Annotated in this window: 20 protein-coding genes; 13 read left to right on the top strand and 7 right to left on the bottom strand. The window is 45.3% G+C overall.

Annotated elements, in window-relative coordinates; genetic code table 11:
* Window positions 1–775: 775 nt before the first annotated feature.
* The 6 genes from U9J37_RS06060 (at window position 776) to U9J37_RS06035 (ending at window position 7,495) form a co-directional block, all read left to right on the top strand.
* Window positions 776–2,407, top strand: a complete 1,632-nt coding sequence (locus U9J37_RS06060; RefSeq protein WP_043887089.1) for an ABC transporter substrate-binding protein — start codon at window positions 776–778, stop codon at window positions 2,405–2,407.
* Window positions 2,408–2,537: 130 nt separating this feature from the next.
* The gene (gene oppB, locus U9J37_RS06055; protein WP_005472942.1) at window positions 2,538–3,458 is read left to right on the top strand and encodes an oligopeptide ABC transporter permease OppB; all 921 of its coding nucleotides are present in this window, start codon (window positions 2,538–2,540) and stop codon (window positions 3,456–3,458) included.
* A gap of 15 nt (window positions 3,459–3,473) precedes the next feature.
* Window positions 3,474–4,376: an oligopeptide ABC transporter permease OppC gene (oppC, locus tag U9J37_RS06050; RefSeq protein WP_005473085.1), complete on the top strand. Its 903-nt coding sequence runs from the start codon at window positions 3,474–3,476 to the stop codon at window positions 4,374–4,376.
* Between the two features lie 50 nt (window positions 4,377–4,426).
* Entirely contained in the window at window positions 4,427–5,398 is a 972-nt protein-coding gene (locus U9J37_RS06045) for an ABC transporter ATP-binding protein (protein WP_043887083.1), read from the top strand.
* Window positions 5,395–6,387, top strand: coding sequence for a murein tripeptide/oligopeptide ABC transporter ATP binding protein OppF (gene oppF / locus U9J37_RS06040; RefSeq protein ID WP_005472982.1), 993 nt, complete (start codon window positions 5,395–5,397; stop codon window positions 6,385–6,387). Before U9J37_RS06045 ends, oppF begins: the two co-directional genes overlap by 4 nt.
* Window positions 6,388–6,553: 166 nt before the next feature.
* The gene (locus U9J37_RS06035; RefSeq protein ID WP_005472940.1) at window positions 6,554–7,495 is read left to right on the top strand and encodes a glutathione S-transferase family protein; all 942 of its coding nucleotides are present in this window, start codon (window positions 6,554–6,556) and stop codon (window positions 7,493–7,495) included.
* Between the two features lie 62 nt (window positions 7,496–7,557).
* Here the strand turns inward: U9J37_RS06035 and pta are convergent, their stop codons facing one another.
* Window positions 7,558–9,723: a phosphate acetyltransferase gene (gene pta, locus U9J37_RS06030; RefSeq protein ID WP_043887084.1), complete on the bottom strand. Its 2,166-nt coding sequence runs from the start codon at window positions 9,721–9,723 to the stop codon at window positions 7,558–7,560.
* Between the two features lie 122 nt (window positions 9,724–9,845).
* Window positions 9,846–11,042 carry an acetate kinase gene (locus U9J37_RS06025; RefSeq protein ID WP_005473041.1) on the bottom strand — a complete coding sequence of 399 codons (1,197 nt, stop codon included), beginning with the start codon at window positions 11,040–11,042 and terminating at the stop codon, window positions 9,846–9,848.
* 344 nt (window positions 11,043–11,386) lie between these two features.
* Between U9J37_RS06025 and yfbV the strand changes: the two genes are divergently transcribed.
* Complete coding sequence (yfbV, locus tag U9J37_RS06020) at window positions 11,387–11,839, top strand: terminus macrodomain insulation protein YfbV (protein ID WP_005473057.1); 453 nt, start codon at window positions 11,387–11,389, stop codon at window positions 11,837–11,839.
* Window positions 11,840–12,022: 183 nt separating this feature from the next.
* Here the strand turns inward: yfbV and ald are convergent, their stop codons facing one another.
* Window positions 12,023–13,147 carry an alanine dehydrogenase gene (gene ald / locus U9J37_RS06015; protein ID WP_005473030.1) on the bottom strand — a complete coding sequence of 375 codons (1,125 nt, stop codon included), beginning with the start codon at window positions 13,145–13,147 and terminating at the stop codon, window positions 12,023–12,025.
* 174 nt (window positions 13,148–13,321) lie between these two features.
* On the opposite strand from ald, the gene lrp reads away from it, so the two are divergent.
* Together lrp and U9J37_RS06005 are read left to right on the top strand one after the other, a co-directional pair.
* A complete protein-coding gene (gene lrp / locus U9J37_RS06010) occupies window positions 13,322–13,816 on the top strand; it encodes a leucine-responsive transcriptional regulator Lrp (RefSeq protein ID WP_004414493.1) in 495 nt (164 codons plus the stop codon).
* Window positions 13,817–13,969: 153 nt separating this feature from the next.
* Window positions 13,970–16,903, top strand: a complete 2,934-nt coding sequence (locus U9J37_RS06005; RefSeq protein ID WP_322413945.1) for a DNA translocase FtsK — start codon at window positions 13,970–13,972, stop codon at window positions 16,901–16,903.
* 162 nt (window positions 16,904–17,065) lie between these two features.
* Here U9J37_RS06005 and dsbB read toward each other — a convergent pair whose 3' ends face one another.
* Together dsbB and nhaB are read right to left on the bottom strand one after the other, a co-directional pair.
* Complete coding sequence (dsbB, locus tag U9J37_RS06000; protein ID WP_005473098.1) at window positions 17,066–17,587, bottom strand: disulfide bond formation protein DsbB; 522 nt, start codon at window positions 17,585–17,587, stop codon at window positions 17,066–17,068.
* A gap of 95 nt (window positions 17,588–17,682) precedes the next feature.
* Window positions 17,683–19,272 (bottom strand): Na(+)/H(+) antiporter NhaB, encoded by a 1,590-nt coding sequence (gene nhaB, locus U9J37_RS05995; RefSeq protein WP_005472994.1) that lies wholly within the window; start codon window positions 19,270–19,272, stop codon window positions 17,683–17,685.
* A gap of 690 nt (window positions 19,273–19,962) precedes the next feature.
* On the opposite strand from nhaB, the gene fadR reads away from it, so the two are divergent.
* On the top strand, window positions 19,963–20,802 hold the full coding sequence (fadR, locus tag U9J37_RS05990; RefSeq protein ID WP_322413943.1) for a fatty acid metabolism transcriptional regulator FadR: 840 nt from the start codon (window positions 19,963–19,965) through the stop codon (window positions 20,800–20,802).
* A gap of 56 nt (window positions 20,803–20,858) precedes the next feature.
* On the opposite strand, the gene U9J37_RS05985 is transcribed toward fadR, so the two are convergent.
* Window positions 20,859–22,031 carry a DUF1887 family protein gene (locus U9J37_RS05985; RefSeq protein ID WP_039483774.1) on the bottom strand — a complete coding sequence of 391 codons (1,173 nt, stop codon included), beginning with the start codon at window positions 22,029–22,031 and terminating at the stop codon, window positions 20,859–20,861.
* Window positions 22,032–22,164: 133 nt separating this feature from the next.
* A complete protein-coding gene (locus U9J37_RS05980; protein ID WP_005475006.1) occupies window positions 22,165–24,156 on the bottom strand; it encodes a methyl-accepting chemotaxis protein in 1,992 nt (663 codons plus the stop codon).
* Window positions 24,157–24,381: 225 nt separating this feature from the next.
* Between U9J37_RS05980 and hinT the strand changes: the two genes are divergently transcribed.
* From hinT to U9J37_RS05965, 3 genes are all read left to right on the top strand, one after another.
* On the top strand, window positions 24,382–24,732 hold the full coding sequence (gene hinT, locus U9J37_RS05975; protein ID WP_005474935.1) for a purine nucleoside phosphoramidase: 351 nt from the start codon (window positions 24,382–24,384) through the stop codon (window positions 24,730–24,732).
* A 99-nt stretch (window positions 24,733–24,831) separates the two neighbouring features.
* Entirely contained in the window at window positions 24,832–26,229 is a 1,398-nt protein-coding gene (locus U9J37_RS05970; protein ID WP_005474965.1) for a COG3014 family protein, read from the top strand.
* Window positions 26,226–26,615, top strand: coding sequence for a YcfL family putative periplasmic lipoprotein (locus tag U9J37_RS05965; RefSeq protein WP_005474988.1), 390 nt, complete (start codon window positions 26,226–26,228; stop codon window positions 26,613–26,615). The genes U9J37_RS05970 and U9J37_RS05965 overlap by 4 nt, the downstream gene beginning before the upstream one ends.
* The last annotated feature ends 41 nt before the right edge of the window (window positions 26,616–26,656 follow it).

The following is a 26,656-nucleotide window of genomic DNA, read 5'->3' as shown; positions in this document are numbered from 1 at the left end:
CCAAAAGTGTGTTTCATACATACTCCCCATCCAATGTGATCACCATCCATTTCAGAGGGCTCACAGGAGGTGGTAATTTTACAACGTTGGATTTGGGTAGTTGCTAAAATTTGCAGAGTTTTGGCGCAATATTATGCGAACTTATGCTGCAAATAGTATTTTAACACGTTGATAGTTGGTTCGCGTTATGAAGACTTATCTTGCAAGCATCACCATCTGCTCTACAGAAAATCCTTCAAGTACCTATACTTCCCTGAATAATCCAAGAAAATAACGATAAGTCACTGACATCATTGATTTTGTTAATGTTTCTTGAAGTGAAATCCACTGCAACCTCTAGTTTTACCGCTCCAACAGTGATTCTCCTCACATTTCGTCTGATCAGACGAGAGGAATGTAGTTAATTGTTATCTGCTTTACATACTTAATGTTAATTTTTCCGCACAATATCTAGCACAAGATGCTACGAGCTAGTGTCTTTATAGATAAATTGGCACGTCAATCTGGGTCTTAGAAATATCTCAATCAAATATTCTGATTTTATTTATTTTGATGGTGTTTTTTGCCGAATTGTTGAAGTAATCGGAGAATTATACGATTTTTTGCTACATTTTTATGGCAAATTACTTCAATGATTGATAATGTGTGCCGCAATCTTTGTGAGGTTTTAGATTTTTGTGCTTATTTTTTGCGCTAAATAAATCTAAATCACTGTCCGTTCTAGTGAACTTGCAAAGAAGTCATGGATGCAAATGAAAAACTTGGAGTTTTAAGCATGTATAAGAACAAAATCACTCAAGCCCTTCTTTTAGGTGCTGGTCTAGCAGTGGCAGCAACCTCTACCGCAACTCTTGCAGCTGATGTTCCAGCTGGCGTAAAACTAGCAGATAAGCAAGAACTGGTGCGTGGTAACGGTACTGAAGTTGCGACAATCGACCCACACAAATCTCAAGGTGTTCCAGAATCACACGTTATTCGTGATATCCTTGAAGGCTTGGTGAATCAAGATGCAGAAGGCAACACTATCCCAGGTGTCGCTGAGTCTTGGGAAACAGCAGATAACAAAACTTTCACTTTCAAACTTCGCAAAGACGCTAAATGGTCTAACGGCGACCCTGTAACAGCAGGCGATTTCGTTTACTCTTTCCAACGCGCAGTAGACCCAGCGACAGCTTCTCCTTACTCTTGGTACATGGAATACACCAAGATGAAGAATGCTAAAGACATCGTTGCAGGCAAGAAAGATAAAGCTGAACTAGGTGTTAAAGCTGTAGACGACCACACGCTAGTGGTTGAGCTAGAAACAGCTGTACCATACTTCGTTATGATGACTGGCCATACAACAATGAAACCAGTTCATAAAGCGACAGTAGAGAAGTTCGGCGATCAGTGGACTAAACCTGAGAACTTCGTTGGTAACGGCGCGTTTGTTGTAAACAAATGGGTTGTGAACGAGCGCCTAGAACTTAAGCGTAATGAACAGTACTGGGATAACGCTGATACAGTTCTAAACAAGGTTACATTCCTACCAATCGAGAACGCGGTTGCAGAAATGAACCGTTTCCTTTCAGGTGAAATTGATTTCACTTCTACTCTTCCAACAGAGCACTTCAAGCGCCTGAAGAAAGAGCATCCAGAATCTGTATCTGTTGAAGGTAGCCTATGTACTTACTACTACTCATTCAACACGAAGAAGAAACCGTTTGATGACGTACGTGTTCGTAAAGCGATCTCTTACGCTATCGACCGTAATATCGTAACTGATGCAATTCTTGCTCAAGGTCAAAAGCCAGCTTACTTCCTAACTCCGGAAATCACAGCGAACTTCAACCCAGAGCTACCAGCATACGGTCAAATGTCTCAAAAAGAGCGTAACGCGGAAGCGGCTCGTCTACTAGCTGAAGCAGGCTACGGCAAAGACAACCCACTTAAGTTTACTCTTCTATACAACACTAACGAAAACCACAAGAAGATTGCGGTAGCACTTGGTTCAATGTGGAAGAAGACTCTAGGTCTAGACGTTACTCTAGAAAACCAAGAGTGGAAAACTTACCTATCTACGAAAGATCAAGGTGACTTCGAAGTATCACGCGCAGGTTGGTGTGGTGACTACAACGAAGCGTCTTCATTCCTAACGCTAATGGTAAGCAAGAACACAACTGGCGGTCAGCACTGGGGCAATAAAGATTACGATGTGCTAATCGACAAAGCTCTAAACTCGACTTCAGAAGAAGAGCGTACAGCACTTTACCTAGAAGCTGAGAAGCTAATGGCTAAAGATATGCCAATCGCACCTATCTACCAGTACGTACGTTCTCGTCTACTAAACCCACACGTTGGTGGTTTCCCATCAGCGAACGCGGAAGAGAAGATCTACTCAAAAGATCTTTACATCAAAGCTCAATAATCTGAGCAGATAGAACTATAAAAACTAGGCTCTGCATGTGAGAAATCACATGCAGCGCCTCTCTTCAATCTAAATTCGTTGGATTGAGGATTTCTTTAATTTAAATGTCACAGACTGAAAGAGTGAGTTTATGCTTAAATTCATCGCAAAAAGGATATTTGAGGCGATCCCAACAATGTTGGTATTGATCACCGTATCTTTCTTTCTCATGCGCTTTGCGCCTGGTAACCCTTTTTCAAGCGAAAAACCGTTACCACCTGAAGTAATGGCTAATATCGAAGCTAAATATGGCCTTGATAAGCCTGTTTTTGAACAGTACACAACCTATCTATTCAATGTGGTTCAAGGGGACTTTGGTCCTTCATTTAAGTACCTTGATTACTCGGTAAACGAGCTAATCTCTGTTGCACTACCAGTGTCAGCTAAAGTGGGCTTTATCGCCTTTATCTTTACTGTGCTTATGGGCGTGACGGTAGGTACGATAGCGGCCTTGAAGCACAACACGTGGGTGGACTACACCATTATGTCTACCGCGATGATAGGTGTTGTTATGCCGTCGTTTGTACTCGCACCAGCACTAATCTATCTATTCTCACTGCACTGGAATTTGTTCCCGGCTGGTGGTTGGCATGACGGTAGTGCCAAGTATCTTGTCTTACCTGTAATCGGTATGTCACTCCTCTACGTTGCAACATTTGCACGTATTACGCGTGGTTCGATGATCGAAACGCTAAACAGTAACTTTATCCGTACCGCTCGTGCGAAAGGATTAAGCTATCGTTACATCGTTGTTAAACACGCGCTTAAACCAGCACTTCTACCTGTAGTTTCTTACATGGGCCCTGCATTTGTAGGCATCATCACAGGTTCGGTTGTCATTGAAACGATCTTCGGACTTCCGGGTATCGGTAAGCTGTTTGTTAACGCTGCCTTTAACCGTGACTACTCGCTAGTAATGGGTGTAACCATCTTGATTGGTTTCCTATTTATTCTATTCAACGCGATCGTTGATATTTTACTAGCAATGATTGACCCGAAAATTCGCTACTAACAGGGAAGTTTGGTTATGTTAACGAAAAAAGAGAATTTAGAAGCGGTCGAAAAATTTGCAGAAAATCTGGAAATTGAAGGCCGTAGTTTATGGCAAGACGCCCGCATCCGCTTTATGCGCAACAAAGCGGCAATGGTGAGTCTGTTTCTACTTACGTTGATGACGCTAGCCGTTATCTTCTTGCCAATGATCGCACCTTACACATTTGACGATACTGACTGGTATGCAATGCACGTTGGTCCAAATGCAGAGCACTGGTTTGGTACCGATAGCTTAGGACGTGATTTGTATGTACGTACCTTAGTTGGTGGTCGAATCTCACTGATGGTAGGTGTAATGGGTGCATTTGTAGCGGTACTGATTGGTACCCTATATGGTGCGGCGTCGGGCTTTATCGGTGGTAAAGTTGACCGCATTATGATGCGTATTCTAGAAATCCTTTACGCTGTACCTTTTATGTTCCTAGTTATCGTACTAGTAACGTTCTTCGGTCGTAACATTGTTCTTATCTTTGTTGCTATCGGTGCAATTGCTTGGTTAGACATGGCTCGTATCGTACGTGGTCAAACGTTGAGCCTGCGTAGCAAAGAGTTCATCGAAGCGGCGCACGTTTGTGGTGTGAGTAAGTGGAAGATCATCACTCGTCATATCGTTCCAAACGTATTGGGTATTGTTGCGGTTTACTCAACGCTTCTAATCCCGAGCATGATTCTTACTGAATCGTTCTTATCATTCCTTGGTCTTGGTGTTCAGGAGCCAATGACAAGTTGGGGCGCGCTTCTTCAAGAAGGTTCGCAAACAATGGAAGTAGCAATCTGGCAGTTGGCATTCCCAGCAGCGTTCATGGTTGTGACACTATTCTGCTTCAACTATGTTGGTGACGGCCTGCGCGATGCGCTGGATCCAAAAGACAGATAATTAAAAAGCAATAAATTACAAAATCTATAAAAAAGATTAAGGAAGCAATGATGAGCTTATTAGATGTCAAAGATCTGCGAGTCGAATTTACCACGCAAGATGGTATCGTAACCGCAGTAAACGATTTAAATTTTTCTCTGAATCAGGGCGAGACATTAGGTATCGTAGGTGAATCTGGTTCAGGTAAATCACAAACTGTTTTCGCTATCATGGGACTACTGGCTAAGAACGGTATTATCTCTGGTAGTGCGAAATTTGAAGGCAATGAAATTCTTAACCTTCCCGAAAGTGCGTTAAACAAAGTACGCGCTGAACAGATCGCAATGATCTTCCAAGACCCAATGACGTCACTAAACCCTTACATGAAGGTTAGTGACCAGTTGATGGAAGTTCTGATGCTGCACAAAGGCATGGGCAAAGCAGAAGCGTTCGAAGAGTCTGTTCGTATGCTTGAAGCAGTAAAAATCCCAGAAGCTCGTAAGCGTATTACTATGTACCCACACGAGTTTTCAGGCGGTATGCGTCAGCGTGTGATGATCGCAATGGCACTGCTATGTCGTCCTAAACTGCTTATTGCTGATGAACCCACAACAGCATTGGATGTAACAGTACAGGCACAGATCATGGAGCTATTGAACGAGCTTAAGAGTGAGTTCAATACAGCTATCATTATGATTACCCACGATCTAGGGGTAGTGGCTGGCTCATGTGACAAAGTACTTGTGATGTACGCAGGCCGTACGATGGAGTACGGTAAGGTTGATGAAATATTCTACAACCCAAGCCACCCTTACGCAGAAGGGCTGCTAAAAGCGATCCCTCGTTTAGATACGGAAGGTGAGATTCTTCCGACAATTCCAGGTAACCCGCCTAACTTACTTCGTTTACCAACAGGCTGCCCATACCAAGAGCGCTGTCACCGAGTAATGGATCGTTGTAAGCAGGAAGCACCAATCTTGACGCCATTTGGTGACGGTCGTCAGCGTGCATGTTTTTCAGAGTGGGAGGCTTGGAAAAAATGAGTATTGATAAGAACCTAATTCTAGACGTTAAAGATCTTAAAGTTCACTTTAGCATTGCAGCAAAATCGGCATGGCCTTGGACAAAGCCTTCAAACCTGAAAGCCGTAGACGGCGTTAACGTGCGTCTCTATGAAGGTGAAACTTTAGGGGTTGTAGGTGAATCTGGTTGTGGTAAATCGACGTTTGCTCGCGCGATCATTGGTCTTGTTGAAGCGACTGACGGTGATGTACTGTGGTTGGGTCAAGACCTAACGAAGATGAAAGAAGTCCAGCGCCGTGAAACGCGTAAAGAGATCCAGATGATTTTCCAGGATCCACTTGCATCATTGAACCCGCGTATGACAGTCGGCGATATCATTGCTGAGCCTCTAGAAACTTTCTACCCAGAGCTTTCTAAAGACGAAGTCAAAGCTCGTGTAAAAGAGATGATGGCAAAAGTTGGTCTGCTTCCTAACGTAATCAACCGTTACCCACATGAGTTCTCAGGCGGTCAGTGTCAGCGTATCGGTATTGCACGAGCACTGATCCTTAAACCTAAGATGATCATCTGTGACGAACCAGTTTCAGCACTTGATGTGTCGATTCAAGCTCAGGTTGTGAACCTACTGAAAGAGCTGCAAAAAGAACTGGGTCTATCGCTAGTCTTCATTGCCCACGATTTGTCAGTAGTGAAACATATCTCTGACCGTGTTCTAGTGATGTACTTGGGCAACGCGGTAGAGTTGGGTGAAGCTGAAGCGCTGTTTGCTGACCCTAAGCACCCATACACACGTGCACTAATGTCAGCGGTTCCAATTCCAGATCCAAAACTCGAGCGTAATAAGCATATCGAGATGCTAGAAGGCGACCTTCCTTCGCCTATCAATCCGCCGTCAGGCTGTGTATTCCGAACTCGTTGCCCTCAAGCAACAGAAGCATGTGCACAAACTAAGCCGACGATCGAAGGTAGTGACGTTCACGCGGTATCGTGTCTCCACGTTAGCGTGTAAGTAATTCAGCCTGTGACGGGCTCAAGCGCGACATCTTTCGGGAGTCGCGCTTTTTTTGATTTCTGATCATTCAAATAATTCGAACAACTAAGCCAACTCCTTCTAGTCTCTAGATAGTTGGCTTTTTTTATACTGGGCGAAATCAATTGGATTAAAGGAGCTCGATATGGGTAAGTTAGTTGAAGGTGTTTGGCATGATGTTTGGTATGACACGAAATCGAGCAACGGTAAGTTTATTCGTGAAGATGCGGGTTTTAGACATTGGGTAGAAAACCGTGCGGACGCCGAATTTCAACCGGAAAGCGGACGCTACCATTTGTACGTTTCACTCGCTTGTCCTTGGGCGCACAGAACGCTTATTTTTCGTGAGCTTAAAGGTCTAACTGATCATATTGATGTAACGGTTGTTTGCCCTGATATGATGAGCGAAGGATGGCAAATGGGGCTACCAGAGCCTTTGTTTGGTCACACCCGTATGCATCAAATCTATACACAAGCGAAGCCGGACTATACTGGTCGCGTCACGGTTCCTGTATTGTGGGACAAGAAAACCAATACCATTGTAAGCAACGAATCTTCTGAAATTATCCGTATGTTTAACTCTGCGTTTAATGACTTAACAGGCAATCGCGATGATTACTACCCACAAGCCCTTCGTCATACGATCGATAAGTGGAATGATTTCATCTATCCAAATATCAATAACGGCGTGTATCGTTGTGGCTTCGCAACGACTCAAGAGGCGTATGAAGAGGCATTTGAGGGACTATTTGATGCGCTAGATACAGTGGATGCTCACCTAGCAAAAAATCGTTACTTGGCTGGAGATGTGATCACGGAAGCGGATTGGCGACTGTTTACGACTTTGATTCGATTTGATGCAGTCTATGTTGGCCACTTTAAGTGCAATAAAAAGCGTATTGCCGACTATGCGCATTTGAATGGCTATATGAAAGAGCTGTATCAAGTTAAGGGCATCAAGGAGACGACGGATTTTTATCATATTAAGCGTCACTACTACTTTAGCCATACTGGAATTAATCCGACACAAGTCGTACCGAAAGGGCCAGACCTGGACTTAGAGTCTGCTCATGGACGTGATAGTTAAATTATGACTTTAGGTATTAAAAAGCCCACGCAATTGCGTGGGCTTTTTCATTCAAAAAGTGTTTAGTTAACCACTTTTTCTTGAGCTTGAGCCGCTTGGTCTGCTTGGATCGCCGTCAGAGCTACAGTGTAAACAATGTCGTCAACTAGAGCGCCGCGAGACAGGTCGTTTACAGGCTTGCGCATACCTTGAAGCATTGGACCGATAGAGACTAGATCCGCTGAACGTTGTACCGCTTTGTAAGTCGTGTTACCCGTGTTTAGGTCTGGGAATACGAATACGGTCGCTTTACCTGCTACTGGAGAGTTAGGCGCTTTAGAAGCAGCAACGTTTTCCATGATAGCTGCGTCGTACTGTAGAGGGCCGTCGATCACTAGATCAGGACGTTTCTCTTTAGCCAACTTAGTTGCTTCGCGTACTTTATCTACGTCTGCACCCTTACCAGATTCACCTGTTGAGTATGAGATCATCGCAACGCGTGGTTCGATACCGAATGCGGCAGCAGAATCTGCAGATTGGATAGCGATTTCAGCAAGCTGCTCTGCTGTTGGATCTGGGTTGATCGCACAGTCACCGTAAACCAGTACTTGGTCTGGTAGTAGCATGAAGAATACAGAAGATACGATAGACGCATCAGGTGCAGTCTTGATGATTTGGAACGGAGGAACGATAGTATTTGCAGTCGTATGAACTGCACCAGAAACTAGGCCATCAACTTCGTCGTTCTCAAGCATCATAGTGCCTAGGAATACAGAGTCTTGTAGCTTCTCACGCGCAACCACTTCAGTCATACCTTTGTGACCACGTAGCTCAACGAGACGCGCTACGTAGTTTTCACGCACTTCATCAGAGTTGATGATCGTTACGCCAGCACCTAGCTCAACACCTTGCTGCGCAGCAACACGTTTGATCTCTTCTGGGTTACCTAGAAGCACACACTCTGCAATGCCGCGCTCAGCACAGATAGCTGCCGCTTTCACTGTACGTGGCTCATCACCTTCAGGTAGAACGATACGCTTACCAGCTTTACGAGCAAACTCAGTCAGTTGGTAACGGAATGCTGGTGGGCTTAGACGACGAGACTTCTGAGTCCCCTCAGTCATTGACTCGATCCAGTTGCCATCGATGTTGCCAGCTACGTGCTCGTTGATGAATTCAATACGCTCTTTATCGTCTGCAGGAACTTCGATAGAGAAGCTCTGTAGGTTTAGAGACGTCTGCCAAGTGTTACCTTGTGCTTTGAAGATTGGTAGACCTGAATCAAACGCAGGCTTACATAGGCCAACGATCTCTTCTGGGATGTCGTAACCACCAGTAAGTAGAACGGCGCCAATTTCAACACCGTTCATTGCTGCTAGCGCTGCTGCAACAATAACATCAGGGCGATCTGCTGAAGTGACAAGAAGTGAGCCTGGCTTGAAGTGCTCAATCATGTTTGGCAGAGAGCGGGCACAGAAAGTAATGCTCTTAATACGACGAGATTCGATGTCACCCGCGTTGATGATATCCGCCTTTAGGTGTTTCGCCATATCGATAGCACGAGTCGCAATTAGGTCGATGCTCCATGGCACGCAACCCAAAACACGGATTGGAGATGTGTTAAAGATCTCCATCACTTTCATTTCGTTCTGCTTCGCGCTGTCGGCATCGTCAAAGATTTCAGACAGGTCAGGGCGAGTACGGCCAGCTTCGTCAACAGGCGCGTTTAGCTTGTTGATGATCACGCCAGAAATGTTTTTGTTCTTAGTGCCGCCGAAGTTAGAACATGCTACTTCGATACGCTCTTTTAGCTGCGCAGGGTTATCAGTACCTGGAGTCGCAACAAGAACGATCTCTGCGCCAAGTGTTGCTGCGATTTCAGCGTTCACTTGGTTCGCGAATGGGTGTTTACGCGTTGGTACAAGACCTTCGATTAGCGTTACGTCTGCATCTTTGTTGATTTGGTTGTAACGCTCAACCACTGTTTCCAGCAGCTCATCCATGTTGTCGTTACCGATTAGACTTTCAGCAACAGACATCGCAAGAGGTTGGCCGATCTTCACATCGCTGTTTGTGCCAACGATAGTTGAAGTTAGATCAGGTTGATCGCCGCCAGAGCGTGGCTGACAGATTGGCTTGTAAAAAGAAACTTTAACGCCTTTGCGCTCCATTGCGCGAAGAACACCCATGCTTACGCTAGTAAGACCAACACCAGCACTTGCAGGGATAAGCATAATAGTACGAGACATTCGTAGAGTACCTATAGCTATTGGGGATAAAAGCTCAACTCATATTCCAAGCAGAGCAAAGAATAGGAGCTGAGCCCCTTAGTAAGAAAACCGGCTGACGTTGGGTCAGCCGGTTAAGTCAATTAAAGACCTGCTAGACGTGCAGTGTCTTCAGCGATAACTAGCTCTTCGTTAGTAGAGATAACCATTGCTGGGATACGGCTGTTTTCAGTTGTGATAGTACCTTCACCACCGAAACGAGCTTTAAGGTTAGCTTCGCCATCTACTTCGATACCGAAGATACCTAGACGGTTAAGAACCATTTCACGGATTGGGCCAGAGTTTTCACCGATACCACCAGTGAATACGATAGCGTCCAGACGGCCTTCTAGAGAGGCAGTGTAACCAGCAACGTATTTCGCTAGACGGTGACAGAATACATCCATCGCGCGAGTCGCTTCTTCTTTTTCGCCGTAGTTGTCTTCAACGAAACGACAGTCAGAAGTTACTTCAGTTAGACCAGCAAGACCTGACTCTTTCGTTAGCATGTTGTTGATTTTCTCAACTGAGTAACCAAGCGTATCGTGTAGGTGGAAGATGATCGCAGGGTCGATGTCGCCACAACGTGTACCCATTACCAGACCTTCTAGAGGAGTCAGACCCATTGAAGTATCTACAGATTTACCGTTCTTAACTGCACAAACAGACGCACCGTTACCTAGGTGACAGTTGATGATGTTAACTTCTTCAACTGGCTTGCCAAGGATGTTAGCCACTTCGCGAGTGATGAATAGGTGAGAAGTACCGTGCATGCCGTAACGACGGATACCGTGCTCTTTGTATAGGTTGTATGGAAGAGCGTATAAGTAAGACTCTTCAGGCATTGTTTGGTGGAAAGCTGTATCAAACACAGCAACGTTTTTCAGTGCTGGGAATGATTTTTGAGCCGCTTTGATGCCGATGATGTGAGCAGGGTTGTGAAGAGGTGCTAGAGTTGCACAGTCTTCGATGCCTTTTAGCACGTCGTCAGTGATTAGTGCAGACTGAGTGAACTTCTCGCCGCCGTGTACAACGCGGTGACCGATCGCAGCCAAGTTTTCAGAAAGTTCTGGCTTAGAAGCAAGAATAGTTTCTACCATAAACGCTAGTGCTTCTTCGTGAGCTGCACCGTTACCTAGTTGAGCTTCGTGCTTACCGTCAAGTTTCCACTTGATGCGAGCTTCTGGAAGGTGCAGACATTCTGCAAGACCTGTTAGATGCTCATCACCGCTTTCTGCATCAACAACAGCAAATTTAAGAGAAGAACTACCGCAGTTTAAAACTAAAACTAGCTTTGACATGAGTGACTACCTGTAATAATCAGTTAGGATAAAAATTAATCACAAGAATAGACGAAGCGCGAAAAGCTGCGTACTAATCTTGGTCAAAAAAACTTCGAATTCCGTATAAAAGACAGTGATGGTCCAAATCACCACCTTTGCATCCGCTGCAGAAAGGTCCCAAGAGTTGCTTAAATTGTAAATAACAGCAACAATGAGATTGTGGGTCCGCAAAGGATAACGATAATGCGCAATGATAACAAAAAAATTTGAAAGAATATTAACTTTCATCAATTTTTTGCGCCAATAGTTGAAACTTTCAACTTAATTTTAGTTTGGCCCCAACAATGAAGTGAGAGAGTCGTATGAGTAATAAAGCTGGATTAGTCCATAGCCTACGCGATGGACAAAAATACATGGATACTTGGCCAATGCGAAAAGAGCTCAATATGCTCTTTCCTGAACAACGCATTATCAAGGCGACTCGATTCGGTGTGAAAGTCATGCCAGCCATCGCTGCCATCAGTGTTTTAACGCAAATGGCATTCAACAACTATGACGCGATGCCCCAAGCTGTCATTATGGCATTGTTCGCAATCAGTATGCCTGTTCAAGGCATGTGGTGGCTTGGTAATCGTGCCAATACCCAATTGCCACCGAGTTTGGCAGGTTGGTACCGAGAGATTCATCAGAAAATCGTTGAAAGTGGTTTTGCCCTAGAGCCTATGAAAGCGCGACCTCGCTATAAAGAGTTGGCACACATCCTCAATCGCGCATTCAGTCAGCTTGATAAAAGCGCATTAGAACGCTGGTTTTAAATCGTATTAAGTTTGAATCACTTACGATTTGTCAATCTCCATTGTCTTATCTTTTTCAAACCGTAGAGCAGGGCGTTTAATCCCAAAGTCAGCGCCTTGCTTGGTTTGACACAGTTTCCCCAACGTCCCCAAACAAAAAACGCTCACCGAAGTGAGCGTTTTGTTATCTGATGCTATTCAACATTAGTTGAACATTGCAATAGCTTCTGCTGGGTCTACGTACTCTAGGTCGAAGCTCTCTGCGACTTCTTTACACGTTACCTTACCGTGGATAACGTTTAGGCCCTCTAGGAAGCCTTTGTCTGCAAGAAGTGCTTCACGGTAGCCCTTGTTCGCAAGCTTAACAATGTAAGGCAATGTTGCATTGTTCAGTGCAAACGTAGAAGTACGAGCAACTGCGCCTGGCATGTTTGCAACACAGTAGTGAACGACATCGTCAACAATGTACGTAGGATCGGCGTGTGTTGTCGCGTGTGATGTTTCGAAACAACCACCTTGGTCGATTGCTACGTCAACCACAGCCGCACCTGGCTTCATCTTCGCGATGTGCTCTTTTGTTACTAGTTTAGGAGCTGCTGCACCAGGGATGAGTACGGCACCGATTACTAGGTCTGCTTCTAGAACATGCTTCTCGATAGCGTCTTCTGTAGAGTAAACCACTTTTGCACGGCCTTGGAATTCCTCGTCTAGACGACGAAGAGTATCAACGTTTCGGTCAAGGATGGTTACGTCTGCTCGTAGACCCACTGCCATACGTGCCGCGTTAGCACCAACAACACCGCCGCCGACAACAACAACTTTCGCTGGTTCAACGCCTGGTACGCCACCTAGTAAAAGACCGCGACCACCGTGAGATTTCTCTAGAGTTTGTGCACCTGCTTGAATAGACATGCGGCCTGCAACCTCAGACATTGGCGCAAGTAGTGGCAAGCGACCCATATTATCTGTTACAGTCTCATATGCTATGCAGACAGCTTTGCTCTTGATTAGCTCTTCAGTTTGTGGAAAATCTGGTGCTAGGTGCAAATACGTAAATAAAATTTGCCCTTCTCGAAGCATTGCGCGCTCGACAGCTTGAGGTTCTTTAACCTTTACAATCATTTCTGCTTTCGCGAAAACGTCAGCAGCAGTAGGAAGAATGGATGCGCCTACAGCGATGTAATCATCGTCTGAAAAACCGATACCTGAACCGGCATTGGTTTCAACAAAAACTTGGTGACCTTGAGACACTAGCTCGCGAACGCTTGCTGGGATCATGCCTACACGGTATTCGTGGTTTTTGATTTCCTTAGGTACGCCAATAATCATCCTGACTCCTCATTTTATATTGGTTGTATTTAGTATGTTAGTTAGATTAACTATATGTAGGGTAATTGTATCGAATTAATATCTAGTATAGGTGTATTTTGATAAAATTTGATACTGAATATTAAAAAGTTGTAGTATATTTTTTTGCAAGGAAGTAATAAGGTGGAATAAAAAATGGCAGACAACAATAAAAAGCCGTCCAAGGATCTAGATCGTATTGACCGCAACATTCTTAATGAGTTGCAAAAAGACGGTCGTATTTCGAATGTAGAGCTCTCTAAGCGTGTTGGTCTTTCCCCGACACCCTGTTTGGAGCGTGTGCGCAGATTAGAGCGTCAGGGGTATATTACGGGCTATACAGCGTTGCTAAATCCGCAATATCTTGATGCCTCACTATTAGTGTTTGTTGAAATTACGTTAAATCGTGGTGCACCTGACGTCTTTGAGCAGTTTAATACCGCTGTTCAAAAACTCGATGATATCCAAGAATGTCATCTGGTTTCTGGTGATTTTGACTACTTGTTGAAAACACGCGTGTCAGACATGAGCGCTTATCGTAAGCTGCTAGGTGATACGTTACTTCGTCTTCCGGGTGTCAATGACACGCGTACCTACGTGGTTATGGAAGAAGTGAAGCAAACCAATCAACTTGTCATCAAAACTCGTTAGTCAGGAAAATACCTTTCGATATTCTGACTTTAGGGAATTGGGTTTTAAGCCCTGATATGGTTAAATCGATAGTCCGAGTAGCGTTGCTGCTCGGGCTATTTTTTTCTTACCGTTCAACAGCTGTGAGCGGTCGCTTCAATAGATAAGTTGGTTATGTTCAAAGAGAACAAAAATAAAGTCGAAACGATAATCAAAACGGGTGAGGAACCTCAGACGACTCGCTTGAATGGTCCTCAGCGTCTTAAAGAGTGCAGTCTGATTGTGATTGTACTGCTTTCTATATTGCTATCAGTCGCATTGTTAACATTTAGCCCCGCTGACCCTTCTTGGTCTCAAACCGCTTGGGGAGGGCAGGTGGATAATGCCGGAGGCTTGGTCGGAGCTTGGTTTGCTGACACTTTGTTTTTTACTTTTGGTTCACTCGCTTATCCAATCCCATTTATCGTTACTGTCGCAGCATGGATCATGTTACGAAAGCGTGACGAAAATGACCCGATAGACCTAATGCTATGGGGTACGCGCCTATTGGGCTTGACCATTATAATTCTCACCAGCTGTGGACTGGCGGACATCAACTTTGACGATATTTGGTACTTCTCTTCCGGTGGTGTCATTGGTGACGTACTGACGAGCTTGGCTTTACCGACACTGAATCTACTTGGGACAACCTTGGTGTTGCTGTTTCTATGGGGAGCTGGGTTTACCTTGTTGACGGGCATTTCGTGGTTGAGCATTGTCGATTGGTTAGGCGAAACCACGATATCTGCATTGACCACGTTGCTTAATCGTGTCCGAGGAGAGAGAGAGGAAGTGCTCGAGCCTCAACTCTCTGTCCCAGAGATGGCTGAGCCAATACGTGATGCTGAACAGGAAGAAGAACCTGTTCTGACGGCGAAAGACACGTTAGAAGCTGAAGATGAAACAGTCACTCACGAGCGCCGCTTTAATATTCATATGCCTGAAACTCGCCAAGAGCCAACCTTTTCAGACCCTGAACCGGAGGCTGTGCCACAAGCGCGAGTCAGTGACCCGATTGATACTATTCCACCTAAGGTTGTCGCGTCGCCAACGACCTCTTCTGTTCAAGAACCGACAACGGAGCGCACTCGTCAGCTAGGGGCGACGATCGAAGAGCTCGAAGCCGCCGCACAAATGGATGATGACTTTGCGAAAGGGGCAGAGCACTACAGTTCTGACGTTTATGAGCAGCACTCAACTCAGCCTACGCCAACTAGTCAAAGCATCGATAACCCTATGCCTTGGAACGAAGTCGAACAAGTGGTAGAGGAACGTGAGATTACTCAGCCAGTGATAGATCACGATGATTTAGAACAGATTACGCAACATGTAGAGCCTGAACCAACGCATCAGGAGCCAGTGATCTCAAGTTTTGACGTGGCTGACGATGAGCCGCAACACACATTCGAGCCTACGGTTAACGATCTTCACGATACTGTCGTTGAAGAAGAGGAAGCTGGTGATCAGGATGTCGCAGCGTTCCAAGATATTGTCGCTGATGCTCAGGCAAAAGTTGCGGCTCAGCAAAATCCGTTTTTGGTACAGCATGAACTTAACTTGCCTAAACCAGCAGAACCTATGCCGACGTTGGAATTGCTATATCATCCAGAAAAACGTGAAAACTTCATAGACCGAGCAGCACTCGAAGAGATCGCCCGCCTCGTGGAAGCTAAGTTAGCCGATTACAAAATAAAAGCGGAAGTGGTGGATATTTTCCCTGGGCCTGTCATTACGCGCTTTGAGCTCGATTTGGCACCGGGTGTCAAAGTGAGCCGTATCTCAGGTCTGTCTATGGATTTAGCACGCTCGTTGTCTGCCATGGCTGTGCGTGTAGTTGAGGTGATACCAGGTAAACCTTACGTTGGTCTTGAACTGCCGAATATGAGTCGTCAGACCGTATTCTTCTCTGATGTTGTTGGTAGCCAGCAGTTTATCGAAGCCAAATCTCCAACGACAGTCGTACTAGGTCAAGACATTGCAGGTGAAGCGGTAGTTGCTGACTTATCTAAAATGCCTCACGTGTTAGTTGCTGGTACCACGGGCTCAGGTAAATCGGTCGGTGTTAACGTGATGATTCTGAGTATGCTCTACAAAGCGACGCCAGAAGATGTGCGTTTTATCATGATTGACCCGAAAATGCTGGAGCTTTCTGTGTATGAAGGCATTCCACATTTGTTGTCCGAAGTTGTAACGGATATGAAAGACGCGTCGAATGCACTGCGCTGGTGTGTGGGGGAAATGGAGCGTCGCTACAAACTGATGTCAGCGCTTGGCGTCCGTAACATCAAAGGCTTTAATGATAAGTTGAAAATGGCGGCAGAGGCGGGGCACCCAATTCATGATCCACTTTGGCAGCCAGGTGACAGCATGGACGAGACCGCGCCATTGCTTGAAAAGCTGCCGTATATCGTGGTGATTGTCGACGAGTTTGCCGATCTGATGATGGTGGTAGGTAAGAAAGTAGAAGAGTTAATTGCTCGACTTGCTCAAAAAGCCCGTGCTGCGGGTATTCACCTTATCTTAGCAACACAGCGACCGTCTGTAGATGTCATTACTGGTCTTATCAAAGCAAACATCCCAACGCGGGTGGCATTTACTGTATCAACCAAAACGGATTCGCGTACTATCCTAGACCAAGGTGGTGCTGAGTCATTGCTTGGAATGGGTGACATGCTCTACTTGCCTCCAGGTTCAAGTCACACCGTGCGTGTTCATGGTGCATTTGCATCCGATGACGACGTCCATGCGGTGGTGAATAACTGGAAGGCTCGTGGTAAGCCTAACTATATCGAAGAGATCACCAATGGCGACCAAGGACCGGAGGGGCTGCTTCCTGGGGAAAAACCAGAAGGCGAAGAAGAGATGGACCCACTATTCGATCAAGTTGTTGAGCACGTTGTTCAATCTAGGCGTGGTTCGGTCTCTGGCGTTCAGCGTCGATTCAAAATTGGCTACAACCGAGCTGCACGGATTGTCGAGCAGCTTGAAGCTCAAGGTATCGTGAGTGCGCCTGGGCATAATGGTAACCGAGAAGTCTTAGCTCCAGCACCTGGGCGGGATATGAACTAAACACAGGTGAGTCAATGCATTAAGGGTTAGCGTCTAGCTAACCCTTTTTGTATCCACAATTGGCGTGCTGGCTTGTTAATTCTCGAGGGGTAGTCAGTATGCCAATACTGACAAAAAAGGGCTGACGATCTCCCGTCAACCCTTTGTTATTTAGGTAATTGGTTAGTTTTTACTTTTGGCAAATTGGGCAATAACGATAACGCTTAGCGCGACAAGATTACCAGCGAAAATGACAACTAACCATTGTGGCATTGATAGTGTCAGGAACTGCCAAACAATCTTGCTACAGTCGCCATAGGCTTCAAACATCCAAGGTGCCCATTGGTTTAGTGGTGCCCAATCTGGGAAAGTGACAAATAAATCACACGTAGCGAAAGGTGATGGATTGAACTGGTAATCGACGTGCTGCAGTGAAAGCGCCAAGCCTTTGTACGCACTTGCTCCCCACGCAGCGAGACCGAGCCAACGGATAACAGGGTTATTTGGAGCGATAAGACCAATAAGCGCCGCGCCACCGACGCCTAACATCGCGACACGTTCGTAAATGCACATCACGCAAGGGGAAAGCATCATGACATGTTGGAAGAACAGTGCGCACGCTTCGAAGAAAATGACAAACAGCAGAAGAAGTAACCAAGACAGTCTGCCTTGAGAAAACGTTTTAATCGTAGAAAGAATGTTCAACGGGATACCCTGATAGAATAAAAAAGCTCTGACTAATCAGAGCTTTTTATCGTGTAAAAGTTTCAGTAGCAACAAAAACTTTTTAATAACTGCAATTAATGCCCGCCAGAAACAGCGTGAGTGACATCGCCAGTGTGATGCATGATCCAACCCGCATCGTAGAACCAAGCCGTCATAGGCTCAACAAAAAATACAATGCCCGCCAAGCCAACCAGCGCAAGAACGATGGTGTATGGTAAAGCCATAATTACCATGCGGCCGTAAGACAGACGAATCAATGGCGCAAGCGCAGACGTTAGTAGGAACAGAAATGCTGCTTGACCATTCGGTGTCGCGACAGATGGCAAGTTAGTACCTGTGTTGATAGCAACAGCAAGTAAGTCGAACTGATCTCGAGTGATGACACCTTCAACAAGCGCCGTTTTCACTTCGTTGATGTAGACCGTGCCAACGAACACGTTGTCAGACACCATAGAAAGCAGCCCATTGGCTACGTAGAACAGAGCTAACTGAGTCCCTTTATCTTCGACATGGAGTACTGCGTCGATAACAGGTTTGAACAGCTCTTGATCAATGATAACGGCAACCACGGCAAAGAATACGGCAAGCAGCGCTGTAAATGGAAGTGCTTCCTCAAACGCTTTACCCATCGAATGCTCTTCAATCACTCCGGTAAATGCAGTCGCCAAGATAATAACTGACAGACCAATCAAACCGACGGCAGCAAGGTGAAGAGCAAGACCAACGATCAGCCATACAGCGATTAGACCTTGAACCCACAGTTTCGCGACGTCTTGGTTTGTTCGTGTTTTACGCTCTTCCGTATCAAAATCGACCAAAATCTGACGAACGTTGTCTGGTAGGCGCGCGCCGTAGCCAAATACCTTGAGTTTCTCTACTAGCACACAAGTAATTAGACCGCAGACGAAGACAGGTGCTGTCACTGGAAGCATTCGAATAATGAACTCGCCGAAGTTCCAACCGGCTTGGTCGGCAATAATTAAGTTTTGAGGCTCACCAACCATCGTCATTACGCCGCCTAGCGCTGTACCAACACCTGCATGCATAAGAAGAGAGCGAAGAAATGCGCGGTAGTTTTCTAAGTCATCACGCGTTAGCTCTGAAAGGTGATCGTCTTGTGTGTGGTCGTGTGACGCATGAGGGCCCTGACCTGACGCGACTTTGTGGTAAATAGCATAGAAACCCACAGCAACACTAATAACAACCGCAATCACCGTCAGTGCATCTAGGAATGCAGACAAGAATGCTGCCGCGAAACAGAAGGCGACAGACAGCATTGATTTCGATTTTATGCCTAGCAATATTTTGGTGAAGATGAAGAGCAGCAGCTGCTTCATGAAGTAGATGCCGGCAACCATGAATACCAACAGCAACAATACTTCGATATTCGCGACTAGCTCATGCTTCACTTGCTCAGCACTTGTCATACCTATTGCAATGGCTTCGATTGCCAGCAAACCACCAGGCTGAAGAGGGTAGCATTTCAGTGCCATGGCTAGTGTGAAGATGAACTCCGCGACGAGTAACCAGCCTGCAACAAATGGGTCGACAAAGAAAAAAACGATAGGATTGATAATAAGGAAAGAAATGATGGCAACTTTGTACCAATCTGGTGCTTTACCAAGAAAGTTCTTGATAAATGCGTTTCCGAGTGACATCGGCATGATCGCAATACTCTTAAATGTTGTTATGAATAGACACTACTCGTGCTTGTATCCATAAATCGGCGTCTCCCTGTAACACCGGCTTGATTCCTTGCCTAAGAATAGCCATATCTGTTTATCGGGAAACACTCGATCCAACAGTGACTTAGAAAAACAACATCAACACATATCGAGATGTGATCTTGCCAAGTCACTCCCTGAGAAAGACAAGCACTCCATACTTTGGGCGCCACTGTACTCCTCAAGATTATTTAGTCAATCAATAACTGTTTATTGACTTTTATATTAGGAGACTTTTGTTTAAAAACGCGATCAAAGTGGCGTTAACATAACACAAGAGTTGTTAAAAACAATCCTAAGTGGCAGCGGAGCGATTAAATGGGAGAATAAGACAAAATATGTGATTATATTGAATGAAAATGAAGGGTTATTTTTGCAATTTTACAAACTAAGTTTCTATTTCTGAAGGCAGTAATGACGGGTTCTCCGCAATGTTACAATTTTATTAAACTTGGAAATTATATCGATTGCGCGTTTTGAGAATATTCAAAATACCCTCAGATAAATTAGAGTTAATGCTCTATGTGTGTTTTGAGTGCAGTTTACTTGTACTCGGTTTCCGATATGCAAAAACTAGTGGTATGATGAGTTCCCATTAGACCCATAAGAATACAACTGGATAACACATAGATGGTCATAAAGGCTAAAAGCCCAGCAGGATTCGCAGAGAAATACATTATTGAGAGTATTTGGAAAGGGCGTTTCCCTCCTGGTTCCATTTTACCTGCGGAACGTGAACTCTCTGAATTGATTGGCGTTACTCGTACAACGCTTCGTGAAGTGCTCCAGCGACTCGCACGCGATGGTTGGTTAACAATTCAACATGGTAAGCCAACTCGCGTAAATCAGTTTATGGAAACGTCTGGTTTACACATCTTAGATACGCTAATGACATTAGATGCTGACAATGCAACATCGATCGTTGAAGATTTGCTTGCAGCACGTACAAATATCAGCCCTATTTTCATGCGTTACGCGTTTAAAGCGAACAAAGAAAATGCTGAAAAAACAATCACTACCGTTATAGAATCTTGTGAGTCTCTGCTTGCAGCGGAGTCTTGGGATGCATTTATGCAGTCATCGCCTTACGCTGAAAAGATTCAACAGCACATTAAAGATGATGGTGAAAAAGATGAAGCGAAGCGTCAAGCAACACTGATTGCAAAAACGTTCAACTTTTACGATTACATGCTGTTCCAACGTCTTGCATTCCATTCTGGCAACCAGATATACGGTCTGATTTTTAATGGCTTGAAGAAGCTGTATGATCGAGTGGGCAGCTACTACTTTTCTAGCCCGCAAGCGAGAAGTTTAGCGCTTAACTTTTATCGTGACCTTCTGGATGTGTGTGAGTCTGGTGATCGCGATCGAATTCTTGTCGTCGTTCGAAACTATGGTTTGGAAAGTGCTCAAATCTGGAATCAGATGAAGCTTACTCTGCCGACTAACTTCACTGAAGATGACAGCTAAGCCAAAAGAAGAACAAACAAAAAACGCCCTTTACGGGCGTTTTTTTATGGAAAGCGTTAGCAATCCGCACACTCATCTTCATTGCCGCCTGCTTCACGGAACCACTGAGTTAAATGCGCTTTCAGGTCTTTCAGCTCATCTGGACCAATCAAAGCAAGGCCTAAGTCTTCCGCGCGCGTGATGTCGTTGTGACGAAGTGGGCGGAAACTCACCAGCATAGCTCGAGCTTGCAGGCCGCCGAGCAAGTCACGTAGCGATTCAAGCTTGTACAAAGTATCATCGCCATCGTCGCGCATACCTTTGGTTTTGCACTCAATGATATGCAGCTTATTATTCACAACCGATGCGATGTCGAGCTCATTACGCACTTCACGTTCGCCTAACTGACGATAAACCTGTACGTTTAATGAATGGTCTTGAATGGTCGGCATGTCTTGTTGTATTTGACGCACAGTACTGTGGACCAAGGTTTCTAGCCACTCACCGTTAGAGAAACGACGTGCGTCTTCGTTGGCAAAAGTGAGTACACCGTTTTCATACGTGGCAATGTCTGCTTCGACCAGATCGGTCAGCAACATGTTGAGCTCTCGGTATCCTTGCTGCTTCTCAGAAAGCGCCACATCCAACTGTTGTTCTTTCCGGCAGGTGGTTGCGAGGTAGTTAAGCGTCGCGAGACCTGGCCCCAACTCAAGTGCATTGCTTGCCCATCGTTCACCCAATTCATACAGTTTTTGGTCTAACTGAGGAGGAAGTTGATGTTCACTGAATTCGCCTCGCGCACCAAAAATAGTTAAGTAGTCATCAATTGTGATGCGGTCCTGAACTTGGGTGTCTTCTTTGCCGTCTGGGTAAAGCCAACAAAGGCGATCACTGTTTGGTTCCACGACGAAAATTGGCCAGTGATAGGTGCGGAATATTTCGTAAACCGATAACAATCTGTGACGCAACCCACAGCTTGCATTGAGCTTCACTTCTTGGGAACGAGCTTTGAGATCTTCGGCAAGAACCGTGATCGCTTTTTTTATCTGTGAAGGGTTGGCAACATTAGGAATTTCAAAAAATTCAGAGGTGATGTCTCGTTTCGCGAGTACGTTGTGCAAACGTAAATACATGTCTTCCTGAGCTTTTACACCAATAAAAACAATGTGGTTGCTGATGGTGCGATTGTCGAGCAAAGGAGTGACCAATCGAATAGGGTCTTGGTCGATAATGCCAACATGAACTGCCATATATATTCCTCATGTGTGGCTTGCGAAAAGGAGTAGAGAGAAGAAGCAAGCCTATTAACCATATGATGACACTGGGTATAAAAAACAAGGGCGACTAACAAAATTAGTCGCCCAAAGAGGTAGATAGTTGAAGTTACAGCTTAAATTGATGCACCAAATCGCCTTGCTGACTCGCCAGTTCCGTTAAGTCTGTACTGGTGCGCGCGATTTGTGCCATAGCTTGATAGCTCTGCTCCGCTATGAGGTTAATCTCTTCAATGTTACGAGCAATGTCCGTTGAGGTTTCGCTTTGCTCAGCGGCCGCTTGAGAGATTTGACCGCTCATTTGACTGATCTCAAGAATCAACGCTTGAATCTCTTCCATTGCACTGTTGGCGTTGGATGCTTGTTCGACAGATTGCTCCATGTCGTCCATACAGCTCTGGATAACATTGTTTGCCGAGCTGGAGCTTGATTGCAGATTACTGATCATGTTTTCAATTTCCGACGTTGACTCCGTTGTCCGTTGGGCAAGCACGCGAACTTCGTCCGCAACCACCGCAAAGCCACGACCTTGCTCTCCTGCACGAGCGGCTTCAATCGCTGCGTTCAAAGCCAAGAGGTTTGTTTGTTCAGCAATGTTTCGGATCACATCAAGAATTGAACCAATTTGGCTACTCATGCTTTGTAGCTCTTTCACCGCGTCTACAGATTTGGTTAAGCGCGTTTCCAATTGGTTAATAGTGGTAATGTTGCTGCTCATAATCTGACGGCCAGACTCAGAAGCTTGCTCAACTTTCTCTACCATCTGCTGCGAACTTTGAGCGCTTTGAGCGACTTCTTGAACCGAGTGTGACATTTCTGTCATGGCAGTTGCGACGGTGGCGGTTTGTTCACGCTGCTGGCTCAGTTGGCTTTGTGCTTGCGAGGACGTTAACTGGTTAGTGTTCGCCGTCTCCGTCAAGTTGTCTGAAGCGTCATTCAGTTTCACCAGAATGTTGTGCAAACTGTCTGCTAATGTGTTGATGTGACCACTGACACGGCTGAACTCGTTGTTGTAACGAATCTCGATTCTTTGCGTCATATCACCATTGGTGAGGTGCTCAAGCGTTTTTAAAATGCGGGTAAGTGGTTCACGTACGCTATGAGCGATATGGTAGCCAACGCCAATCGCGAGAATGATCACAATCGCGCCAATGGAGATAGAACGAATCACACCTTGCTCATAGACCTCGCCCGCTTCAAGTAGCGAGGCATGTAAGCCATCTTGAGCTGCTTGGCTGAAAGAGTTCAACACAGCCATGGTTGCATCGACTTCTTGGGTCAAATTCGCAATGTTGTCATAGAGCGCATCTTTCGCCACCAAGTAAGAAGCGTGTTGATCCAGTACGCCACCTTTCTTACCGACATCCATCGTGAACTGCTGCACAGACTCATCAAATACCTTTTTGATTTCTGGCATTTGAGTGGTCAATCCACGATAAGCGTAGTTGAGGTGAGTTACCGCTTTTTTGTTCTTGGCTACGGCTTTGGCAACCAACTCAGTGTCGCTACTGGCGAGAGCGTCTGAGGTAATCACCTCCGCATCTTTGAGCTTAATGAAGTAGCTTTTCGCCATTACTTTAACCGAAATACTACTTTGCTCGTCAACGTACTCCTTCATACCGACACTCAGCTCAGAATGTAGACGTTGAAATTGACGGGTTGATTTCTGGACTTGCGCTTGCGCTTCGAACATGGAACGGTAGTTTGTCATCGCTTCTTCAGCTTCGTTGAAGTAACGAGTTTCCATTTCTTTGAGTTGCACAATGCGTTCTTCAAGCTCCGGCTTTGTTTGACTGGCTTGTTCAAGCGCGAGAAGCGTGTTGTTGTAGTTGGTTTTCGCCTCATCAAATTGCGATGAGATTTCTGCCATGCGCTCGAAGCTTTGCGTAGTTAAAAAGTCCTTAAAAAGTTTGTCCGCAGAAAGCAATGACACGCTGGTGTTGTTGGCTTGAGAAACAAGTGGAAGTGAAGTGTTGGATACACTCTCGAAGTTGGTATGAATCTGTTGCATTCCTCGCATCGTCATCACACTAGTAATGACGAAAGTAATAATGATCAATGCAAAGCCCGCATACATACGTCTAATGACAGAGCCTTTCATGGACCTCTCCCTAATTTATAGTTGTCTTAAAAATCTAACAAAAAGAGTGTTATTTTATTGATACTGAGACGCGCATTTTATGACGCACAATACAAAATTAACTCGTTGCTGAAGAAGAACGAGTGATTTATTTTTAATGAACAATGTTTTTTATTGTGATTTATAGTGGCTTGGCGCATACTCGACAAATACAATTATTCTCAAATGCATGTGATGGAGTGCTTCATGGCTGAAGAAACCATTTTTAGTAAGATCATCCGCAAGGAAATTCCTGCAGATGTTGTTTATCAAGACGACCTCGTAACTGCTTTCCGTGATATCAACCCTCGTGCTCCAAGTCACATTTTGATCATCCCTAATAAACTGATCCCTACCGTTAATGATGTGGCCGATGAAGATGAAGCCTTAATGGGCAGAATGTTTGTGGTTGCAAGAAATCTCGCTAAACAAGAAGGTATAGCGGAAGATGGCTATCGTTTGATTGTTAACTGTAACTCTCACGGTGGTCAGGAGGTGTATCATATCCATATGCACCTTGTAGGCGGTCGCCCTCTTGGCCCGATGTTAATGAGCTAAGTTTTCACCACTTTCTGTGATGGTGCAGCAGCGGAACTTTTTCGTTTGCTCACCGTCTCATTGCCATCAAGTATTATCAATAAATGACTGGAGTACGGGGTGCGTCAATACGTTCAACTCGCATTCGTTGTAGCTTGCTCAATCACTCTTTCTGCTTGCGCCAATCTTTCCGCTGGAAATCTTTTTAGCCATTACAGCGCGCAAAATCAGCAGGTCTACCAAGCTGTCAAAGCTGGACAATATCAACAAGCCGAAGAGGCGCTCCCAGACTACATCGCGGGTGAGATATTGGATAATTTTGAAAAAGGTCGGGTCTATCTACTCAACGAGCAATATCCACAAAGTAAGTTAGCACTTGAGAAAAGTGACTCGGCGGTACGTGTTCAGCAAGATAGCGCCACTATTTCTGTTTCAGATACGGCAACGAGTGTGAGTGCGCTGGCTGCCAATGACAACTTGACCTCCTATCAACCCGCTGATTATGAATTGGGTTTTCTTCATTTGTATCTGGGCCTCAACTATTTAAAAGAGAATCAGTTGGAAGGTGCGCTGGTGGAAATGCGCAGAGCGAATCAGGTTCAAGAGCAAGCCAGGAGAGAACGTGCGAAAGAACTCGAATCGGCACAAAAAGATCTAAAATCACAAGGTCTTACTCCTAATTTGGGCAGTGTCTTATCCAACTACCCAGATGCCGGTGAGACGCTTCAAGCGGTTCAAAACGGTTATCTGTTCTATTTGTCAGCATTACTGTATGAAGCTGACAAGGACCTAAACAGCGCGTATGTAGACTATCGTCGTGCTCTTGCAGTAATGCCTGATAACGCACAGGTAATTGATGGTACGAAACGCGTCGCGAAGCGTTTAGGGATGCGATCTGATTTATCTAAGCTAGAGAAGCGCTACGGTAAGGCGAAGCTGTTAGATCAAAAGAGCGCACGCGTGATTGTGATAGAAGAGCAGGGCGTTGTTGAAGCGATGCGTGAATGGCGCCAGTCTTTGCCTTTGTTTGATAGCCGCGGCAATGGGGTTTGGTACAGTGTGGCTTTACCTCACTATCCGAGTGTGACAAGACAAAGCTACAGTCCAATGCAGCTAAATCAAAATGTGCTCAAAAGTGATTTACTGACCGATGTTAACCTGATGGCACAACATGACTTGTCTGAGCGTATGCCAGCGATTGTGATCCGTCAGGCACTTCGAGTATGGGCGAAAGATCAGCTTCGCCGTGAGGCTGCGAGAAAAGAAGACAACGCTGCGAACTTACTGCTCAATGTTTGGAATACGCTAACCGAGCAAGCAGACACACGCAGCTGGCAAACACTTCCTGGGGAAATTAAAACCAGCAGCGCAGTGGTGACACCAGGTGCTCAGAAGCTAGTGGTTGATGGGAAGTCGTATGATTTCGAGGTAGGTGCCGGTCGTACGGCTTTGGTTTGGGTTTCTCGCCAAAGTGGCAATGCTACAATTTGGCATAAACAGTTAGGAAATATCCGATGAAAAAATGGTTAATCGCAGCAATAGCTGCACTTGCAATGGCTGGATGTGCGAGTAATACCGCTGGTTTGCGTATCGATGGGGCTTCTCAGACCGTCCTGTTTGGTGACAACGTATTGGCAGGTCGACTCAAAATTGAAGACATTGCCACCACACAAGTTGATGGCCGTGCACGAGGCGTTGTTCGATTGGTAAGTCAATATCAAGGTGACCAAGCAATCCAATATCGTTTCTACTGGTATGACGATCAAGGTTTAGAGGTCAACACTAAACTGGGTCCTTGGCGACAGGCGATTGTACGTGGCACCGAATCAATCGCTATATCAGAAGTTTCACTCAACCCGAATGGTACTCAGTTCCGAGTGCAGATTCGTGAAAATAACAACTAAATCGAACTAATAGCCGACGCTATTAGTCATAGTTATAAACA

The organism is Vibrio sp. 16, assembly GCF_963681195.1.
In the GTDB taxonomy this organism is placed as follows: Bacteria; Pseudomonadota; Gammaproteobacteria; order Enterobacterales; family Vibrionaceae; genus Vibrio; species Vibrio sinaloensis_D.
Note: the sequence above shows the minus strand (reverse complement) of the source record. Positions and strands in the feature narration are given on the sequence as shown.

What these genes read in the sequence shown, in the direction of transcription:
- U9J37_RS06060 (WP_043887089.1), top strand. Translation starts at nt 776, where the DNA reads ATGTATAAGAACAAAATCACTCAAGCCCTTCTTTTAGGTGCTGGTCTA.
- oppB (WP_005472942.1), top strand. Translation starts at nt 2,538, where the DNA reads ATGCTTAAATTCATCGCAAAAAGGATATTTGAGGCGATCCCAACAATG.
- oppC (WP_005473085.1), top strand. Translation starts at nt 3,474, where the DNA reads ATGTTAACGAAAAAAGAGAATTTAGAAGCGGTCGAAAAATTTGCAGAA.
- U9J37_RS06045 (WP_043887083.1), top strand. Translation starts at nt 4,427, where the DNA reads ATGAGCTTATTAGATGTCAAAGATCTGCGAGTCGAATTTACCACGCAA.
- oppF (WP_005472982.1), top strand. Translation starts at nt 5,395, where the DNA reads ATGAGTATTGATAAGAACCTAATTCTAGACGTTAAAGATCTTAAAGTT.
- U9J37_RS06035 (WP_005472940.1), top strand. Translation starts at nt 6,554, where the DNA reads ATGGGTAAGTTAGTTGAAGGTGTTTGGCATGATGTTTGGTATGACACG.
- pta (WP_043887084.1), bottom strand. Translation starts at nt 9,723, where the DNA reads ATGTCTCGTACTATTATGCTTATCCCTGCAAGTGCTGGTGTTGGTCTT.
- U9J37_RS06025 (WP_005473041.1), bottom strand. Translation starts at nt 11,042, where the DNA reads ATGTCAAAGCTAGTTTTAGTTTTAAACTGCGGTAGTTCTTCTCTTAAA.
- yfbV (WP_005473057.1), top strand. Translation starts at nt 11,387, where the DNA reads ATGAGTAATAAAGCTGGATTAGTCCATAGCCTACGCGATGGACAAAAA.
- ald (WP_005473030.1), bottom strand. Translation starts at nt 13,147, where the DNA reads ATGATTATTGGCGTACCTAAGGAAATCAAAAACCACGAATACCGTGTA.
- lrp (WP_004414493.1), top strand. Translation starts at nt 13,322, where the DNA reads ATGGCAGACAACAATAAAAAGCCGTCCAAGGATCTAGATCGTATTGAC.
- U9J37_RS06005 (WP_322413945.1), top strand. Translation starts at nt 13,970, where the DNA reads ATGTTCAAAGAGAACAAAAATAAAGTCGAAACGATAATCAAAACGGGT.
- nhaB (WP_005472994.1), bottom strand. Translation starts at nt 19,272, where the DNA reads ATGCCGATGTCACTCGGAAACGCATTTATCAAGAACTTTCTTGGTAAA.
- fadR (WP_322413943.1), top strand. Translation starts at nt 19,963, where the DNA reads ATGGTCATAAAGGCTAAAAGCCCAGCAGGATTCGCAGAGAAATACATT.
- U9J37_RS05985 (WP_039483774.1), bottom strand. Translation starts at nt 22,031, where the DNA reads ATGGCAGTTCATGTTGGCATTATCGACCAAGACCCTATTCGATTGGTC.
- U9J37_RS05980 (WP_005475006.1), bottom strand. Translation starts at nt 24,156, where the DNA reads ATGAAAGGCTCTGTCATTAGACGTATGTATGCGGGCTTTGCATTGATC.
- hinT (WP_005474935.1), top strand. Translation starts at nt 24,382, where the DNA reads ATGGCTGAAGAAACCATTTTTAGTAAGATCATCCGCAAGGAAATTCCT.
- U9J37_RS05965 (WP_005474988.1), top strand. Translation starts at nt 26,226, where the DNA reads ATGAAAAAATGGTTAATCGCAGCAATAGCTGCACTTGCAATGGCTGGA.